The following is a 17,625-nucleotide window of genomic DNA, read 5'->3' as shown; positions in this document are numbered from 1 at the left end:
ATTTCAGACAATTGTAAAACAAGAACAAACACTATAACGATTGCAGAAAATGAGTGCTGTGAAAAACTACTTTTTTAATATTTCAATCCCTTTTAAATAATCAGAAGGGCGTTGTCCTAAAATCTTGAAAAATGTGTTGCTAAAAGTTGGAACGCTACTATATCCCACAGCTTGTGCCACTTCGCTAACAGATAGTTTTTTTTCAAGTAACAATTCTATTGCTTTTAAAATTCTCCGAATCGTAAAATATTGAATGAACGACATGCCCAAATCTTTTTGGAATAAACGATACAAAGAGCGCTCACTAAACCCAAATCGATTGGCTAAATCAGAGAACAAAATAGTTTCTCCCAAGTTTTTATCTAAATAGCTAATGATTTTATTCAGTCGAATGTCCTTAGGCAAAGACAATGATAACGGCAAATTAGTCAGACAGATTTCTGGTAAAATGGCTTTTATTGCATTAACAATCGTAAAATTTCTAGTTCCCTTTTTTAGATTTCCGTTCCATCGGTTTGTGAAAAGCATCATTTGCAACAATAAATCGTTAATGGGATAAATGCCTTCCATTTTGTAAAAAGGATCGTCATTTGAATCTATTGGAAAATATAAATTCCGCATCATGACATGTTCCGAATTCGGATGAATACTATGCTTTATTCCGCCTGGAATCCAGATAAAATGACGCGCAGGAAGAAAATAAGATTTGGTTTCGGTGGTAACGTGAACAATACCACCTTCTGAATAGAGCATTTGGGCTTTTTCATGCTTGTGAGTTGGAATTAACAATTCACCCATCAAATCATGGTGGCAATAAATACTTTTTTTATCGGTATCAACCTCTTTAATATAATATTTCTCTTCTAAAGTTTCGAATGGACTCATTGCGGCTGAAATGAATATTTTTATGACTTATTACGATATTTATCCAGTTCTTAATTTCACTAAAATTGTACATGATATAAATTAAAATCTAAAAATTGATTTAATTCATTATCAAAACATCAATTTTTGGTTATTTTTTTATTAAAAACACATAATTATGCAGTCGGATAGAATTAGATTTCAAAGTTACAAATACAAAGTTATTTCTGCACAAGAAGCCGCTTTATTTTTCAAAGATAAAATGACTATCGGAACCAGTGGATTTACAAAAGCTGGTGATAGTAAAGCCGTTTTACCCGCTTTTGCCGAAAGAGCAAAATCAGAAACTATTGGAATCACATTAATTACCGGTGCTTCTTTAGGGCATACTACTGATACAGATTTGGCTAATAATGATGCTTTATACAAGAGAATGCCATTTCAGGTTGATGCTACTCTACGAAAAAAAATAAACGACGGAAAAGTACTTTTTATAGATCAACATTTAAGTGAAACGGCCGAGTTATTAGAAAACAAACACCTTCCAAAAATTGACATTGCTGTAATTGAAGCTACGTATATTGATGAGAATGGAAATGTAATTCCGACAACCTCAGTTGGAAATTCAGCTACTTTTGCGCATGCGGCCAATAAAATCATCATCGAAATAAATACTTCCATACCACTTGAATTCAAAGGGATTCATGATATTTATATTGCAAAAAGTTATCCCAATAGAGGCGTTTTAAACATTACTGCTGCAGATGAAAGAATTGGAACCGAATATATCACCATTAATCCTGACAAAGTCATTGGAATTGTTTTCACAGAAATCCCCGATAGTCCTGCACAAGTAACTGCAATAGATCCCAAAACGGCTGCCATTGCCAATCATTTACTAGCTTTTTTTGAAAAGGAAATCAAGGAAGGACGCTTAACCAAATCATTGATGCCGTTGCAAGCGGGAATAGGAAAAGTAGCTAATGCGGTCATGTCTGGCTTTGCCAAAGGAAATTTTTAAAATTTAGTAATGTATTCCGAAGTCTTGCAGGACAGCACTTTTGAACTTATAGACAGCGGAAAATTAGATTTTGTATCGGCTTCTTCCATAACTGTTTCTGAAAATTGCTACAAACACATTCTTGATAATTTCGAAAAGTACAAGGACAAAATTCTACTTAGACCGCAAACCATCAGCAATTCAGCCGAAGTGATACGAAGATTGGGAGTTATAGCCATAAATACAGCCATTGAATTTGATATTTATGGGAATGTCAATTCTACCCATATTTCTGGAACCAAGATGATGAACGGTATTGGTGGTTCGGGTGATTTTGCCAGAAATGCGTGCTTGAGCATTTTTGTTACGCAATCATCATCAAAAGAATTTAATGCAATTTCTCATGTTTTACCAATGGTTTCGCACGTCGATCATACGGAACATGATGTTGACATTTTAATCACCGAACATGGAATTGCCGATTTAAGAGGACTTGCGCCCAGAGAACGAGCCAAAGTAATTATTGAAAATTGCACGCATCCAGAATACAAAGATGAATTATCAGATTATTTTAATCGGGCTTGTTTGCGCGGTGGACATACGCCTCACATTTTAGAAGAAGCCTTCAAACTGCACTCCAGATATGTTGAAACCGGTAGCATGAAAGAAAATATTTCAGTTGAATTACTCTAGCATTAGTAATTATATTTTTTTTAAACATCCCTAAACATACTTTTTGTTTAGGGATGTTTTTATTGAATCAATTCATTTTTAAAGTTAAAAATTTTATTATTTTTCTATGTTTGTAAAACATAAATCACTAACTTTAAAATACTTAAATTCTACCAGAACCGTTTTGCTAATCTTAAAAGACAAAATCATGAGTATACTTACCGACAATGTGATTCCGGGAAATCATGGTAAAATATTTGGAACAAATGCTATCGAAGATTTAGATTTATTAGAAATCAAGTCCAGCCTTTTAGAATTAGACGGAATTAAAGACGTCCTTTTGAATACTGATATTTTCCCTAGAGAATTTACAGTGCATACCTCCAAAATGATTCCCATAAGTGCTATTGAAAATCGAGTGAAACTAGTTGGTTTTCATGCTATCCCTAAAGGATTATTCGAACTTTAATTTTCATAAGTTAATTTTAAAGATGCCTGCACTATAGTTTTTTTTCAAAAAATAACCATTTAATTTTTTTTACAACAAAACTATATCGTAATATTGCAATATAAATATATAACGATGGGAATTACTAAATCAGAACATTTCACAGACGAGCAAAATGAGTTGGCAACTTTGGCGAAAGCCATAGGCCATCCTGCACGAATTGCCATAATACAACACCTCATCAAAGTAAACAGTTGTGTGTGCGGCGATATTGTAAACGAACTGCCTCTGGCCCAACCTACCGTTTCGCAGCACTTGAAGGAACTAAAAAATGCCGGACTTATAAAAGGCAATTTTGAAGGAAATGCCATTTGCTATTGCCTCAACGAAGAAGGTTTTAATAAAATAAAGGACTTTTTTCAGCACATCAATACCTATTTAGAAAACAAGAAAAATCAATGTTGCTAATTTTTAAATTACAAGAATCATGAAATTATCAGAAATTAAAAAACAGTTGAGCACGTTGGACAACGTTGCTTTTGTATTGCCAAATGGAACCTATGTTCCAGAACATTTCCATGTAACTGAAGTGGGTTTAATTACCAGAAACTTCATTGATTGTGGTGGAAAAGTTCGAAAAGAAACCGTGGTAAATTTCCAGTTATGGGATGCCAATGATTTTGAGCACCGTCTAAAACCAAAAAAATTATTGGATATCATTGAATTATCTGAAAAAGTGTTGGGTATTGAAGATTATGAAGTAGAAGTTGAATTTCAAGCAGAAACTATTGGTAAATACGATATTGGTTTCAACGGAACAGCTTTTACATTATTAAACAAACAAACTGCTTGTTTAGCAGAAGACCAATGCGGAATTCCTGCAGAAAAACAAAAAGTAAAATTATCCGAAATCCCAAGTCAAACCAATAGCTGCACTCCAGGTGGAGGTTGTTGCTAATTTTTTTAAAACTGTAAAATGGAACTAACCAAAACCACCCTATTTCCAGAAATTGCAAAAACAATTTATTCTTTTAATTTCGAAAGCATTTCGACGGAACGCAAAATTGTTTTGCAACCGCTTATTGATTTTATTCAAGCAAAAGCATCGAATCAACAAGAAATTCGGCTGAACTTGATTTGCACGCACAATTCCAGAAGAAGCCATTTGTCTCAGGTTTGGGCACAAACAGCAGCTGCACATTTCAACGTAAAAAATGTATTTTGCTATTCTGGCGGTACCGAAGCAACGGCTTTGTTTCCAATGGCAGCAAAAACATTGGAGCAATCAGGATTTAAAATCAAAACTATTGCGGCAGGAACTAATCCTATTTATGCCATAAAATACTCGGAAAACGAGCATCCTATTATTGGTTTTTCCAAAGCGTATGATGATGATTTTAATCCAAAAAGTGAATTTGCAGCAATTATGACTTGTTCGCAAGCAGATGGCGGCTGCCCGTTTATAGCTGGTGCTGAAAAGCGCATCCCAATCACATTTGAAGATCCAAAAGCATTTGACAACACACCGCAACAAGCAGAAAAATATCAGGAACGCAGTTTGCAAATTGCAACCGAAATGTTTTATGTATTCTCCCAAATAAAATTATAATAATGGCTTCTAAAAAAAGATTAAATTTCCTAGATAGTTACTTGACACTTTGGATATTTCTGGCAATGGCGATTGGCGTTTCCATTGGCTATTTTATCCCATCCAGTAGCGGTTTTATCAATTCGTTTTCTAGCGGAACGACCAATGTTCCTTTGGCAATTGGATTAATATTAATGATGTATCCGCCTTTGACTAAAATTGATTTTTCAAAAATTCCTTTAATGTTTGAAAAGCCAAAATTACTGACCGCTTCTTTCTTTATCACCTGGATTGTTGGTCCATTTTTAATGTTTTCACTGGCAACATTCTTTTTGAAAGATTACCCCGAATACATGATGGGTTTAATTATAATTGGTATTGCGCCTTGCATAGCGATGGTAATTGTCTGGAATGAATTAGCCGAGGGAAACAGGGAATTAACAGCGGGTTTAATTGGGATTAATAGTTTGCTTCAAGTGTTCTTCTTTAGTTTATATGCGTATTTCTATTTGGAAATCATGCTACCTCTGTTTGGAATAAAAGGCTTGGAATTAAACATTACTATTGCTGAAATTGCTGCAACAGTCGGAATTTATTTAGGGATTCCATTTGCATTAGCCGTAATTAGTCGTTATGCCATCAAGAAATTCATTGGAGACAAATGGTTCAATCAAAAGTTTATTCCGTTTGTTTCTCCCATTACTTTGATTGCGTTGCTTTTTACAATCGTAGTCATGTTCAGTTTAAAAGGTGAAATGATTGTTGATTTGCCGCTGGATGTTCTTCGAATTGCCATTCCGCTTGTCATTTTCTTCACCATTATGTTTTTCCTTATGTTTTTTGTTTCAAAAAAAATCGGAGCTAATTATAGAGATGCCGTTGCGCTTTCATTTACTGCATCCGGAAATAATTTTGAATTGGCAATTGCCGTTTCCATTGGCGTTTTCGGAATCAATAGCGGACAGGCATTTGCAGGAGTTATTGGGCCATTAGTAGAAGTTCCTGCTTTGATAATTCTGGTAAATGTCGCTTTTTGGTTAAGAAAAAAATATTACACTAAAACAACTTAAAGTAAAATCCCAATGCATAAAATTCTGGATGTTATTGTTATTGGTGGCGGACAAAGCGGTTTGGCTTGCGGATATTATTTACGACGTCATAAACTCAACTTTCTAATCTTGGATAAAGAAGAAAAGTGCGGTGGTGCTTGGCTTCATGCTTGGAACAGTTTGACACTTTTTTCTCCTGCTGAGCACAGTTCTTTGCCGGGTTGGCTTATGCCAAAATCTGAAAATCTGTTTCCTTTAAAACAGGAAGTAATTGATTATTTATGCCAATATGAAAAACGTTATGAATTGCCAATAGAGCGCTCCATAACTGTAGAAAACATAACTTCTGAAAATAAAGTATTCAAAGTTTACACCAATAAAGGAATCTATTTTTCAAAAGCAGTTATTGCGGCAGCGGGAACTTGGAACAATCCTTATATTCCAAAGATTAAAGGAAGAGAGACTTTCAAAGGAATTCAAATCCATTCTGCTAATTACAAAAATTCGGAAGAGTTTAGGAATTTAAAGGTTCTGGTTGTTGGTGAAGGAAATTCAGGTGCACAAATTGTAGCCGAAGTTTCTAAAGTTACAACCGTGAAATGGTCTACTAGAAAACCACCACAATATTTACCGGATGAAGTGGACGGGTTTTATCTTTTCAACGTGGCAACCGCCAAATACAATGCTGAAAAAGAAGGAAAACCATTTAATGCCGCCAATTATGATTTGGGAAATATTGTAATGGTACCACCCGTGAAAGAAGCTCGTTCCAGGGGAGTTTTGATTTCAAGTGGCAGTTTTGAAAGCATGTACGAAAATGGTGTGATTTGGTCTGACGGAACCAAAGAAGATTTTGATGCAATTATCTGGTGTACAGGTTTTGGTTACGACATCTTTTTTGAAAAACATTGTTTCAGCAGACGAACGAGGCATTGTAAAAACCGAAGAAAGCAAAGCAACTGAAATTCCCGGATTATGGCTGGCAGGTTACGGCAGTTGGACGGGTTACGCATCAGCAACACTGATTGGAATCAACAGAAATGCCAAACAAACCTGTAACGAAATCATCGAATATCTACAGCAAATCTAAATTCGTTTATTATAAAAATCATTTCATTCCAGTGTTTTAAGCGAATTTATTGCCTTTTATAAATTTCAACAACATCCGTTTTGAATTTGTTCTTTAGCCATGCAGTCAATTTTTGTTTTTCGGCAGTATTTATATCTTTTTTACTTTCATAAAGCACAACCGTAATCACTTTTTTGGTAGCTTTATTTTCATTGAACACATGATTCGCAATAGCAATATTTTCAATCTCAGGAAACAGTATTCGTGTTTCATTCAGAATAGCATTGTTATCGAATTTCAAAGAAGTAATTTGACTTTGCAGCTTGGCAATAATCAAATCTTTCTCACTCATCGTTTTATTGTTGAACGTGATTTCATTCAAAATATCCTGTTTTAAATCAGTTGTATCTTGAATAATATTTAATACCGTATTATTCAATTCATATGTTTTCAATTTTCCGTTAAGTTCTTTTATTTCGTCCTTATCCAACCTTTTTCGTAAAAAAGCAATATCTATTTTTTTTGGGTTTGACGTAAACTGCGTTTTTTTGTACAGAACAGTAAATCCCTTATCAATAAACTCTACTTTTAAAAATTGTTCTACCTTTTGTTTGTATTTTTTTTCTTGAAAAAGCTGATACGCAAAGAAAACACTTGGGACAATCAAAGCTAAAGTCAAAAAAGAAATCATATACTTCACTCGCTTTTCTGTCTTTGCATTGGTTTGTTTGACAATTGGATATTTTAAATATTTGACAATTATAAAGGTTGCAATACAGATAAAAACACAATTAATAGTGTACAAATACATAGCACCAAAAAAGAATTTAAAATTCCCCAAGGCTAATCCATAACCCGCCGTACACAAAGGAGGCATCAATGCAGTTGCAATGGCAACTCCGGGAATTGGATTTCCTTTTTCTACCCTTGTAATGGCTATTACACCAACTAATCCTCCAAAAAAAGCAATGAAAATATCGTAAATATTAGGTGATGTTCTAGCCAAAAGTTCCGACTGTGTATCTTTGAAAGGGCTTAAATAAAAGTAAACAGTGGAAACCACCAAACTCACTACCGTAGCGATAAGTAAATTTTTAAGCGATCTTTTTAGCAGATTAAAATCATAAATTCCCAAACCAAAACCCGCTCCAACAATTGGTCCCATCAAAGGAGAAATTAGCATGGCTCCAATAATTACCGCAGTGGAATTCACATTCAGTCCGACAGAAGCCACTACAATTGCACAGGCCAAAATCCATAAATTTGATCCTCTGAAAGAAATATTTGACTTCACATTATCCATGACTTTCTTTTTGTCTTCTTCTCCGCTATGTAAGTCAATAAAATTTACTACTTTATTCATGCTTCTTTGTTTATTCCTTGTTTAAAATTACTTTCAAAACCAAAATCTCAATTGTTCCTCTTACCAATGAAGTCAGTAAGATAATTAATTTTAAAATAGTAATACTAGTATATTTTCAAAAAACCAATTCCCTAAATAATTTTTTAAATACAAATCTAATTGATGTTACTGCTATATTAATCAGAATTTAAATTTGATTCGAATCATTTTATTTTGCCCTGCTGCGATTGCGGTATTTTTATCTATAAAGCGAATTGTATTCAATGTGGAATCAGATGCCAATTGGTTCCACGAAGCCCCACTATCCGAAGAATAATATATTCCTGAAGTCCCAACAGTTACAATTCCTTTGCCGTTACTTTTAGGAATATATTGCACACAGGAAGCATACCCGAAACCTTGATTTTCAGCCGTAAGCTTCCATGTTTTTCCACCATCCGTAGTGATGGCTTTATTGGAAAAGTTCTGATTCTTGATTTCATAATCGCCTCCGGCTATAAATCCGTTATTTGCGTCATAAAAATCAGCTGTAAAAATTCCGGTCATCGTTTTTCCTTGTACAATTGGACTTTCATGCACTGACCAGCTATTTCCTCTATCAGAGGAATAAAAAACCCTTGATTTTTTTCCACCGGAAACAATCCACGTATGGTTTCCTTTGATGACAATATTTGTGTTGCTGGCCGCAAAAGCAGCTTCGCCTTCCATCACTTTTGGTAATTTATCACACGGGATTTTATCCCAGGTATTCCCTCCGTCACGGGTTTGAATGATGTTCAGACAATCAGCAATTGGATCTCCCATTGCAATACCTTCTTTATTATCCCAAAATTGCATACTGTCGTAAAAGACTTTCTCATGATTTTCCTGATATACTACTTTAGTTTGCTTGCCATCTTTTGAAATTTGGTACAACAATGCAGGATTTGCAACATTCAGAATAAAAATATGCTTCGCTGTTTGAGCAATACTTCTGAATTCAAGTTTTAAAGAATCCTTAGTAATTTTATTCTCCATTTTTTGATTGGTATCCAAATTATAAAAACCATATCTTCCTTTATCAGCAGCATACCAAATTTTATTTTTATCCACTTGAATCGCTCTGATACTTATTTTATCTTGGAATAGTGTATCAATTGTAACGGATTGAAAACTAACTTTATTTAAATTTTCTGACTTATAAACACCTGTTTTACAAGACACAAACACAATTAAAACTAATAGAATTAAAAAAATATTTTTCATTTTTCGTACATTTTAGGGCTAATTTACAATTAATAATACAAATACAAATAGAGACTAATATTAATTGGCACAGTAATTGGATATTGAAAAAAAAGGGAAAACTTAATCCAATTTATTATGAAAACGAAACTACTATTATTGAGTCTATTGACTTCTGTTTTCGCAACACAAACACAAGCGCAAGATAGAACATCAGTAAATGCCATGAATGCCGAAATCAGCGATAATCTTGATTTGAGAGCTGTTGCTTCTATTTTTGGCGAATCTAGAGACTTACAGGATTTTGAAAGACGCCTGAATGATCCAGAACTTCAAATATCAAATTTAGATTTAAATAATGATAATGAAGTTGATTATTTACGGGTTATTGAAACAGTAGAAAACAGAACACACTTAATCATAGTCCAATCAGTAATTGATGAAGATGTCTACCAAGATGTGGCTACAATTGATGTTGAAAAAGACAGAAACAATAAAATTCATGTTCAAGTAGTAGGGGATGTTTTCATGTATGGTGAAAATTATATTTATGAGCCCGTTTATTACAGTACTCCTGTAATTTATGCTTCATTCTGGTCACCTAATTATCGTCCATATTATTCCACTTGGAACTGGGGCTATTATCCTTCCTATTATTACGCTTGGAATCCATTTCCGGTATTCCGTTACAGAAACAACATAAATATTAATTTGAATATTAACAACAACTATAATTATGTTACTAATAGAAGAAGCAATCGCGCTGTAGTTTTATACAATTCAAGACGCTCAAATGGTTATGAAAGACAAAACCCGAACTATTCATTCTCACGAAGAAACGCTACTGTAACGAACCGATATGAATTAGACCAAAGAAGAGGATCAAGAAATGAAACTGGTTATTCTAATAGAAGAGCCATTACATCTAGAGAAGCTGGATCACAAAGAGCAGGAACTTCTAGAGATTATTCTCAAAACAGAACTAATTCTTCTAGTCAGGCAACTCCACAAAGAGGAAATTCGCAGAGAGATTATTCTCAAAACAGAACTGATCGTTCTACTCAGGCAAAGCCACAAAGAGGAAATTCACAAAGAGATTATTCTCAAAACAGAACTGATCGTTCTACTCAGGCAACGCCTCAAAGAGGAAATTCCCAGAGAGAGTATTCTCAAAACAGAACTAGTCCTTCCACTCAGGCAACGCCACAAAGAGGAAATTCACAAAGAGATTATTCTCAAAACAGAACTAGTCCTTCCACTGAGGCAAAGCCTCAAAGAGGAAATTCGCAGAGAGAGTATTCTCAAAACAGAACTAGTCCTTCTGAACAGGCAGCACCTCAAAGAGGAAATTCCCAGAGAGATTATTCTCAAAACAGAACAACCCCCTCAAGACAAGCTGCCCCACAAAGAGCAGAATCTCAAAGCAGAGGAAATTCTTCAAGAGAATCAGCGCCACAAAGAACAGAAAGTCAAAGAGGAAATTCGTCCAGAAACGACAATAGAAGATCCTAAGAGTATATTAAAAAGAAACTAAAAAACACGGCTTTGATAGCCGTGTTTTTTTATTGGATAAAAAGCTCTAATTTATTTTAAAAGTGTATTTTTGACAAGTTTTTTAAAAATATTACATGAGCGCATCGCACAAAGACTTGCATAGTAAATGGACATTAGGTGGTTTATTAATTTCATTGGGAATAATTTATGGTGATATAGGAACATCACCACTATATGTGATGAAAGCCATATTAGGCGAGCATATCATAAACGCAGATGTTGTTTTAGGTGGAATATCATGTGTATTTTGGACACTTACCCTTCAAACCACTATCAAATATGTACTCATAACTTTAAGTGCTGATAATCACGGTGAAGGAGGTATTTTTGCATTATATGCTTTGGTCAAAAAAACAAAAATTCAATGGCTGATAGTCCCTGCAATAATAGGTGGAAGTGCTTTATTAGCGGACGGAATCATTACACCTCCCATATCTGTATCTTCTGCTGTAGAAGGGATTAGAACTTATTATCCCGAAATAAATACAATTCCAATTGTAATAACTATTCTATTCGTACTTTTTGCTATACAGCAATTTGGAACCAGATTAGTCGGTAAGTTTTTTGCTCCAATGATGCTGATTTGGTTTGGAATGCTTGCTATTTTAGGATGTATCCAAATAGCACAACATACTGATGTTTTTAGAGCCATCAATCCCTATTATGCCTATCATTTATTGACCATTCATCCCGAAGGCTTTTTTGTTTTGGGATTTGTATTTCTTTGTACAACAGGTGCGGAAGCATTGTACTCTGACATGGGACATTGCGGACGAAAAAACATTAGAATCAGTTGGATTTTTGTAAAAACTGCTTTAGTACTTAATTATTTTGGACAAGCGGCTTATTTAATTCAGCATGAAGGAGAAACATTGCAAAGTTTGGGCGGAAAAAACGGAAATCCATTTTACCTAATTATGCCAGACTGGTTTCAGCCTATAGGAATTGTAATAGCAACTCTTGCCGCTGTAATTGCTTCGCAAGCCTTAATTAGTGGCTCATTTACCTTGATAAATGAAGCGATGCGATTAAATTTTTGGCCAAAAGTAAAAATCAAATATCCTACTGAATTAAAAGGGCAGTTGTATATTCCATCAATCAACTGGTTACTGTTTTTTGGTTGTGTTGGAATCGTATTGCATTTTGAAGAATCCAGTAATATGGAACACGCTTACGGCCTGGCCATTATCTTATGCATGATTATGACCACTATTTTACTTAATTTTTATTTAATCATGAAAAGAGTAAAATTATATTTTATCATACCGTTGATTACCATTTATTTAGCAATAGAATTTAGTTTTCTTGCTGCTAACATAACTAAGTTTGCTGACGGTGGTTATGTAACGCTTTTCATAGCAATTACTTTAATCAGTATAATGACCATTTGGTATTTGGCGAAGAAAATTAATAAAAGCTACACCAAAATTGTTAAAATTGAGGATTACAAAAAAGTGCTTGTTGAATTAAGTGCCGATTTATCGATACCTAAATATGCCACGCATTTAGTTTACATGACTAATGCCGGAAGAACAGACGAAATAGAAGAAAAAGTAATGTATTCTATTTTACAAAAAAGACCTAAAAGAGCTGATATCTACTGGTTTGTTCACGTGAATATACTAACAGAACCATACAAAACCGAATATAAAGTAACCGAGATTGTCAAAGATGATTTGTATCGTGTAGACTTTAATCTTGGTTTTAGAGAACCTACCAAAATAAACCTGATGTTTAGAGAAGTAATCAGAGACATGGTAAAAAAAGGAGAGGTAGATATAACCAGCAGATATGAATCTTTGAACAAAAACAATATCATAGGTGATTTCAAATTTGTCTTATCTGAAAAATTCCTTTCTAATGATAGTGACTTAAGATGGCATGAAAAAATAATTATGAATTCCTATTTCTTCATTAAAAAACTAAGTTTATCTGAAGAAAGAGCGTTTGGTTTAGACAGCAGTTCCGTAAAAGTGGAAAAATTTCCAATGGTACTTCATGCTCCTGAGAATATAGGATTGACAAGAGTAAAATAACTTTTTTGCTTTTAAAATCATCCATAAAACACTGTAGTAGTACAGTGTTTTTTTTTGTCGAAAAATTTAAAAATAACATTCATTATTAAAAATATAACATTCAATCAATTAATAGTACCTTTGCACCTCAATTATTTAAAATGAGATTACACAGAAATTTAGTTTACACAACAATAGATGCTTTAAACGCCATTTTTAACGAAGGTGAATATGCGGATAAAGTAGTTGCCAGATCTTTAAAAAAAGACAAACGTTGGGGAAGCTCTGACAGAAAGTTTGTTGCCGAAACCATCTACGAAATTGTACGTTGGAAAAGATTATACGCAGAAATAGCCGAAGTAAAAGAACCTTTTGACAGAGACAATCTTTGGAGAATGTTTTCGGTTTGGGCAGTATTAAGAGGATATCCTATCCCGGATTGGCGCCAACTGGAAGGAACTCCAGAACGAAAAATAAAAGGACGTTTTGATGAACTTTCTAAAGTGAGAGCTTTAAAAGAATCTATTCCGGACTGGATGGATGAATTAGGGGTTAAAGAATTAGGAGAAAAAGTTTGGGCAACTGAAATAGCAGCTCAAAACCAGCCTGCTAAAGTAATTTTAAGAGTAAATACACTTAAAACAACCAGAGAAGCGCTGCGTGCTATTTTGATGGATTTAAACATTGAGACAGAAACGTTGAAAAATCAGCCGGATGCTTTAGTATTGAAAGAAAGAGCGAATGTTTTCCTGACTGATGCTTTCAAACAAGGTTTCTTTGAAGTTCAGGATGCCAATTCACAATTAGTAGCCGCTTTCCTTGATGTAAAGCCAGGAATGCGCGTGGTTGATACTTGTGCAGGTGCAGGTGGAAAAACGTTGCACATAGCTTCTTTGATGGAAAACAAAGGACAATTAATCGCTATGGATTTGTATGAAAGCAAATTGAAGCAATTAAAAATCAGAGCCAAAAGAGACGGTGCTTTCAATATTGAATACCGCATTATAGACTCGACAAAAATCATCAAAAAACTACACGAAAAAGCAGACCGTGTTTTAATTGACGCACCTTGTAGCGGTTTAGGAGTTTTAAAAAGAAACCCAGATGCAAAATGGAAATTGAAACCGGAATTTATTGATAATATCCGAAAAGTACAATCGGAAGTTTTAGAAAGCTATTCTAAAATTGTAAAACCGGGAGGAAAATTAGTGTACGCCACTTGTTCTATATTACCATCCGAGAATCAAGAACAGGTACAACGTTTTTTGACAACTGACATTGGTAAACAATTCAATTTTATAAAAGACCAAAAAATCTTGGCTTCAGAGTCAGGTTTTGACGGATTTTACATGGCTTTGTTAGAACGTAAAGAAAGTGTAGAACAGAAAGAAAAAAGAGTACAAAAAGAAATAGAATAAAAATTAGATTTTACACTCTATAATTTACAAAAAAAGTCCTCGAAATTTCGAGGACTTTTTTTGTAAATTATTTTTTTTTTCAGTTTAATCTTTTTCTAACCTTAAACATTAAACTAAAAAAACTTTGAACCTTTATAATTAATCATTCATTGAAATTAAGAACTCTTCATTATTTTTCGTTTTCTTGAAACGATCATTGATAAAATCCATTGCTTCAACAGGATTCATATCCGAAAGGTATTTTCGCATAATCCACATTCTTTGTAATGTTTTTGGATCCAATAACATATCATCTCGTCTTGTACTTGAAGAAGTCAAATCGATTGCTGGGAAAATACGCTTATTGGCAATTTTTCTATCCAATTGCAATTCCATATTACCGGTACCTTTAAATTCTTCGAAGATAACTTCGTCCATTTTGGAACCCGTTTCAGTCAATGCGGTAGCAATAATACTTAATGAACCGCCATTTTCTACATTACGTGCCGCTCCAAAGAAACGTTTTGGTTTTTGTAATGCATTCGCATCCACACCTCCACTTAATACTTTACCCGAAGCAGGTTGTACCGTATTATATGCTCTCGCCAAGCGCGTAATAGAATCCAATAAAATCACTACATCGTGACCACATTCTACCAATCGTTTTGCTTTTTCAAGAACGATATTTGCAATTTTCACATGCTCTTGCGGCTCTCTGTCAAATGTTGAAGCGATTACTTCACCACGCACACTACGTTGCATGTCTGTAACCTCTTCCGGACGCTCATCTATCAATAAAACAATTAAGTATACTTCAGGATGGTTCGCCGCAATTGCATTGGCAATTTCCTTCAGCAACATGGTTTTACCTGTTTTAGGCTGCGCCACAATCATTCCACGTTGTCCTTTTCCTATTGGTGAAAACAAATCGATAATTCTGGTTGAAATAGTGCTTTGTTTTTCGGCCAATTTGAATTTTTCCGATGGAAAAACAGGCGTTAAATGTTCAAATGAAACTCGGTCACGAACCACTTGAGGATCGTGTCCGTTTATTTTTAAAACTCTAACTAATGGAAAAAATTTCTCTCCTTCTTTTGGTGGACGAACCACACCTTTTACCGTATCTCCAGTTTTAAGACCGAACAACCTGATTTGAGAAGTCGATAAATAAATATCATCTGGTGAAGCCAAATAATTATAATCCGAAGAACGCAAGAAACCATACCCATCAGGCATCATCTCCAGAACGCCTTCACTTTCTATGATTCCGTCAAATTCAAAATCAGAAGCGGCAAAATTGCTTTTCTTATTTTTGAAATTTGGATTTGGATTTCCATTTCCGTTTGGATTTGGATTCAGCTTATGTAATTGGTTTGGATTTATTTTTTTTACAGGAACAGGAACATCAACTTTTTCTTCGGTTGTGATTTCTGCTGCAGGATCAGTCTCTTTTGCTATTTCTTTTCCTTCTTCTTTATCCTTTTTTAAAGCTATTTTCTTCTCGTAAGCTGATTTATTAAACTTAATTACCTTACCCACTTTTTTTTCACCTGATTCAAGCTCTTGAGTTGAAGATGGTTTTTCCTCTTTAGAAATAGGCAATGCGTCAACAGAAGTATTTTCAGCGTCAACACTTGTTTCTGCTGTGATTTCTTCCGTTTCAAAAACTGTGTTTTTTGGTGTTTTCTGAATAGCCACTTTTTTTACAGGCAGTATTCTAGCTCTTTCTCTTTTAGGTTTATCGTCTTCCAGATTACTTTCTGTTTTGGTATCCAATGCAGGATTAGCGTCAGCCACTTGATGCTCTAAAATTTGACTGATTAAAGTCTCTTTTTTTACACCGTTAAATTTTATGGTTTTAGCTGATTTAGCTATTTCTTGAAGCTCAGAAAGCTTCATTTCTTTTAATGCAGAAATATCAAACATGAATGTTCTATGAGTTTAATTAATTTTTGGAAATAATGTAAAAGATAGGTAGTGAACTTTAAATTGAATCAACCGCAGTATGAAGTGCTTACGGAATTATGATGCAATAATACGAATAAAATTTAATCAGACAATAGTATTTTTAAAAAAGAAAATATATTTTTGTAAAACATATTCAACAAATGATACAAAGAATTCAAACTATTTATTTACTACTTGCTTTTGTAGTCACCGGCATCTTGTTATTTTTTATTCCGTTATGGACTATGAGTGATGATACAGCGTATTATTTCATGCAAAGCCAAGTGTATACGATACTATTGGGATTGAGTACTACGTTGACGTTATTGAGTATTGTTTCCTATAAAAAAAGACAAAATCAATTTGTTATTGGCAGATTGAATATCATATTAAATTTGATTTTATTAGGATTGTTTGTATATCGTTCACTAAATCTATCTGGAGAAACACCTGCTGTTTCGGAGAAAGGTATTGGGATGTTTCTACCTGTAGTTGCTATCGTATTATTAGTCTTGGCTAATAAGGCTATCAAAAAGGATGAGGATCTTGTAAAATCTGTGGACAGATTGAGGTAAACCTATAAACTTTAGTTTATTAGTGCGAAGGAAACCCGAATGTAACAATTCGGGTTTTTTTGTATCCTGAAATATACGTTTCATAAAAAAAACAATAAAAATCTTATAAAAAGAGCCTCCTGCCTATTTATTTTTCATAGATTTGACATAACAATTACGATATGTTAAAAAAAATTAGAATTCATCTCGCTGATGACCATCAAATTCTTATTGATGGCATTCGTACTTTATTGCACACCATTCCTGTCTTTGAAGTAGTAGGGTTTTCACTCAATGGCAGTAGTATTTTTAATGAAGTCACCGATAACAAATCTGACATCCTTATTCTGGATATTAACATGCCCGAAAAAGATGGTATTGAGGTCATTAAGGAATTTTCAGAAAAAGGATTTCCTTGTAAAGTAATTATTTTATCCAGTCACGATGATTTAAGAATAATAAAAGAAGTCATGAAACTTGGAGCAAGCGGCTACCTGACAAAAAAATGTGCTGGAGAAAATATAGTTGAAGCAATACAAACCGTTTCCAGAGGAGAAGAATATTTTTGTAAATCCGTTAGAGAAAAAATATTTAACACACTCACTAAAGACAATCCAAAAGTAAACAGACAAGAGTCAAACCCAAATTCGATTTTAACCGAAAGGGAATTAGAAATCATTACATTGATTTCACTGGAATATAGTGGCAAGGAAATCAGTGATCGGTTATTTATCAGTACCAACACGGTTGAGACGCATAGGAAAAATATAATGAAAAAATTAGATGCAAAAAACTCTATCAGTCTTGTCAAATATGCCTTGAGAAATAATTTAGTAAAATCCTAAATCTTTATTCAAACTTTAAGTAGCTTAGCTTTTCAA

The 17,625-nt window shown here is 34.0% G+C and carries 16 protein-coding genes and 1 pseudogene; 13 read left to right on the top strand and 4 right to left on the bottom strand.

Annotation, left to right across the window (positions count from 1 at the left end):
• Positions 1-66: 66 nt before the first annotated feature.
• A complete protein-coding gene (locus BC952_RS07225) occupies positions 67-885 on the bottom strand; it encodes a helix-turn-helix domain-containing protein (protein ID WP_121364867.1) in 819 nt (272 codons plus the stop codon).
• A 157-nt stretch (positions 886-1,042) separates the two neighbouring features.
• Here BC952_RS07225 and BC952_RS07220 point away from each other — a divergent pair.
• The 8 genes and pseudogenes from BC952_RS07220 (at position 1,043) to BC952_RS15015 (ending at position 6,711) form a co-directional block, all read left to right on the top strand.
• Positions 1,043-2,557, top strand: a pseudogene (locus BC952_RS07220) (succinate CoA transferase).
• Positions 2,558-2,744: 187 nt separating this feature from the next.
• Positions 2,745-3,005, top strand: coding sequence for a heavy-metal-associated domain-containing protein (locus BC952_RS07215; protein WP_121364989.1), 261 nt, complete (start codon positions 2,745-2,747; stop codon positions 3,003-3,005).
• A gap of 114 nt (positions 3,006-3,119) precedes the next feature.
• Positions 3,120-3,452: an ArsR/SmtB family transcription factor gene (locus BC952_RS07210; protein WP_113633231.1), complete on the top strand. Its 333-nt coding sequence runs from the start codon at positions 3,120-3,122 to the stop codon at positions 3,450-3,452.
• Positions 3,453-3,471: 19 nt separating this feature from the next.
• Positions 3,472-3,942: a DUF6428 family protein gene (locus BC952_RS07205; protein ID WP_121364866.1), complete on the top strand. Its 471-nt coding sequence runs from the start codon at positions 3,472-3,474 to the stop codon at positions 3,940-3,942.
• An 18-nt stretch (positions 3,943-3,960) separates the two neighbouring features.
• A complete protein-coding gene (locus tag BC952_RS07200; RefSeq protein ID WP_121364865.1) occupies positions 3,961-4,593 on the top strand; it encodes an arsenate-mycothiol transferase ArsC in 633 nt (210 codons plus the stop codon).
• 2 nt (positions 4,594-4,595) lie between these two features.
• Positions 4,596-5,642, top strand: coding sequence for an ACR3 family arsenite efflux transporter (gene arsB, locus BC952_RS07195; RefSeq protein ID WP_121364864.1), 1,047 nt, complete (start codon positions 4,596-4,598; stop codon positions 5,640-5,642).
• Positions 5,643-5,654: 12 nt separating this feature from the next.
• The gene (locus BC952_RS07190) at positions 5,655-6,584 is read left to right on the top strand and encodes an FAD-dependent oxidoreductase (protein ID WP_244200109.1); all 930 of its coding nucleotides are present in this window, start codon (positions 5,655-5,657) and stop codon (positions 6,582-6,584) included.
• Positions 6,520-6,711 carry a hypothetical protein gene (locus BC952_RS15015; protein WP_244200108.1) on the top strand — a complete coding sequence of 64 codons (192 nt, stop codon included), beginning with the start codon at positions 6,520-6,522 and terminating at the stop codon, positions 6,709-6,711. Before BC952_RS07190 ends, BC952_RS15015 begins: the two co-directional genes overlap by 65 nt.
• Positions 6,712-6,757: 46 nt before the next feature.
• Here the strand turns inward: BC952_RS15015 and BC952_RS07185 are convergent, their stop codons facing one another.
• Together BC952_RS07185 and BC952_RS07180 are read right to left on the bottom strand one after the other, a co-directional pair.
• Positions 6,758-8,053, bottom strand: a complete 1,296-nt coding sequence (locus BC952_RS07185; protein WP_121364863.1) for a TIGR00341 family protein — start codon at positions 8,051-8,053, stop codon at positions 6,758-6,760.
• Between the two features lie 180 nt (positions 8,054-8,233).
• Positions 8,234-9,298 (bottom strand): WD40/YVTN/BNR-like repeat-containing protein, encoded by a 1,065-nt coding sequence (locus BC952_RS07180; protein ID WP_121364862.1) that lies wholly within the window; start codon positions 9,296-9,298, stop codon positions 8,234-8,236.
• Between the two features lie 117 nt (positions 9,299-9,415).
• Here BC952_RS07180 and BC952_RS07175 point away from each other — a divergent pair, with 117 nt between their 5' ends.
• From BC952_RS07175 to BC952_RS07165, 3 genes are all read left to right on the top strand, one after another.
• On the top strand, positions 9,416-10,789 hold the full coding sequence (locus BC952_RS07175; RefSeq protein ID WP_121364861.1) for a hypothetical protein: 1,374 nt from the start codon (positions 9,416-9,418) through the stop codon (positions 10,787-10,789).
• A gap of 116 nt (positions 10,790-10,905) precedes the next feature.
• Positions 10,906-12,867: a KUP/HAK/KT family potassium transporter gene (locus BC952_RS07170; protein ID WP_121364860.1), complete on the top strand. Its 1,962-nt coding sequence runs from the start codon at positions 10,906-10,908 to the stop codon at positions 12,865-12,867.
• A 140-nt stretch (positions 12,868-13,007) separates the two neighbouring features.
• Positions 13,008-14,264 (top strand): RsmB/NOP family class I SAM-dependent RNA methyltransferase, encoded by a 1,257-nt coding sequence (locus tag BC952_RS07165; RefSeq protein ID WP_121364859.1) that lies wholly within the window; start codon positions 13,008-13,010, stop codon positions 14,262-14,264.
• A 138-nt stretch (positions 14,265-14,402) separates the two neighbouring features.
• Here BC952_RS07165 and rho read toward each other — a convergent pair whose 3' ends face one another.
• Positions 14,403-16,169 (bottom strand): transcription termination factor Rho, encoded by a 1,767-nt coding sequence (rho, locus tag BC952_RS07160; RefSeq protein ID WP_121364858.1) that lies wholly within the window; start codon positions 16,167-16,169, stop codon positions 14,403-14,405.
• A 182-nt stretch (positions 16,170-16,351) separates the two neighbouring features.
• Between rho and BC952_RS07155 the strand changes: the two genes are divergently transcribed.
• Entirely contained in the window at positions 16,352-16,765 is a 414-nt protein-coding gene (locus BC952_RS07155) for a DUF4293 family protein (RefSeq protein ID WP_121364857.1), read from the top strand.
• A 161-nt stretch (positions 16,766-16,926) separates the two neighbouring features.
• Positions 16,927-17,589, top strand: coding sequence for a response regulator (locus BC952_RS07150; RefSeq protein ID WP_121364856.1), 663 nt, complete (start codon positions 16,927-16,929; stop codon positions 17,587-17,589).
• The last annotated feature ends 36 nt before the right edge of the window (positions 17,590-17,625 follow it).

This window comes from Flavobacterium limicola (assembly GCF_003634755.1).
In the GTDB taxonomy this organism is placed as follows: domain Bacteria; phylum Bacteroidota; class Bacteroidia; order Flavobacteriales; family Flavobacteriaceae; genus Flavobacterium; species Flavobacterium limicola.
This window is presented reverse-complemented; position numbering and strand designations above follow the sequence as displayed.

Bases quoted from the DNA above. Each gene is read 5' to 3' on its own strand.
- BC952_RS07225 (WP_121364867.1), bottom strand. From the start codon at position 885: ATGAGTCCATTCGAAACTTTAGAAGAGAAATATTATATTAAAGAGGTT.
- BC952_RS07215 (WP_121364989.1), top strand. From the start codon at position 2,745: ATGAGTATACTTACCGACAATGTGATTCCGGGAAATCATGGTAAAATA.
- BC952_RS07210 (WP_113633231.1), top strand. From the start codon at position 3,120: ATGGGAATTACTAAATCAGAACATTTCACAGACGAGCAAAATGAGTTG.
- BC952_RS07205 (WP_121364866.1), top strand. From the start codon at position 3,472: ATGAAATTATCAGAAATTAAAAAACAGTTGAGCACGTTGGACAACGTT.
- BC952_RS07200 (WP_121364865.1), top strand. From the start codon at position 3,961: ATGGAACTAACCAAAACCACCCTATTTCCAGAAATTGCAAAAACAATT.
- arsB (WP_121364864.1), top strand. From the start codon at position 4,596: ATGGCTTCTAAAAAAAGATTAAATTTCCTAGATAGTTACTTGACACTT.
- BC952_RS07190 (WP_244200109.1), top strand. From the start codon at position 5,655: ATGCATAAAATTCTGGATGTTATTGTTATTGGTGGCGGACAAAGCGGT.
- BC952_RS07185 (WP_121364863.1), bottom strand. From the start codon at position 8,053: ATGAATAAAGTAGTAAATTTTATTGACTTACATAGCGGAGAAGAAGAC.
- BC952_RS07180 (WP_121364862.1), bottom strand. From the start codon at position 9,298: ATGAAAAATATTTTTTTAATTCTATTAGTTTTAATTGTGTTTGTGTCT.
- BC952_RS07175 (WP_121364861.1), top strand. From the start codon at position 9,416: ATGAAAACGAAACTACTATTATTGAGTCTATTGACTTCTGTTTTCGCA.
- BC952_RS07170 (WP_121364860.1), top strand. From the start codon at position 10,906: ATGAGCGCATCGCACAAAGACTTGCATAGTAAATGGACATTAGGTGGT.
- BC952_RS07165 (WP_121364859.1), top strand. From the start codon at position 13,008: ATGAGATTACACAGAAATTTAGTTTACACAACAATAGATGCTTTAAAC.
- rho (WP_121364858.1), bottom strand. From the start codon at position 16,169: ATGTTTGATATTTCTGCATTAAAAGAAATGAAGCTTTCTGAGCTTCAA.
- BC952_RS07155 (WP_121364857.1), top strand. From the start codon at position 16,352: ATGATACAAAGAATTCAAACTATTTATTTACTACTTGCTTTTGTAGTC.
- BC952_RS07150 (WP_121364856.1), top strand. From the start codon at position 16,927: ATGTTAAAAAAAATTAGAATTCATCTCGCTGATGACCATCAAATTCTT.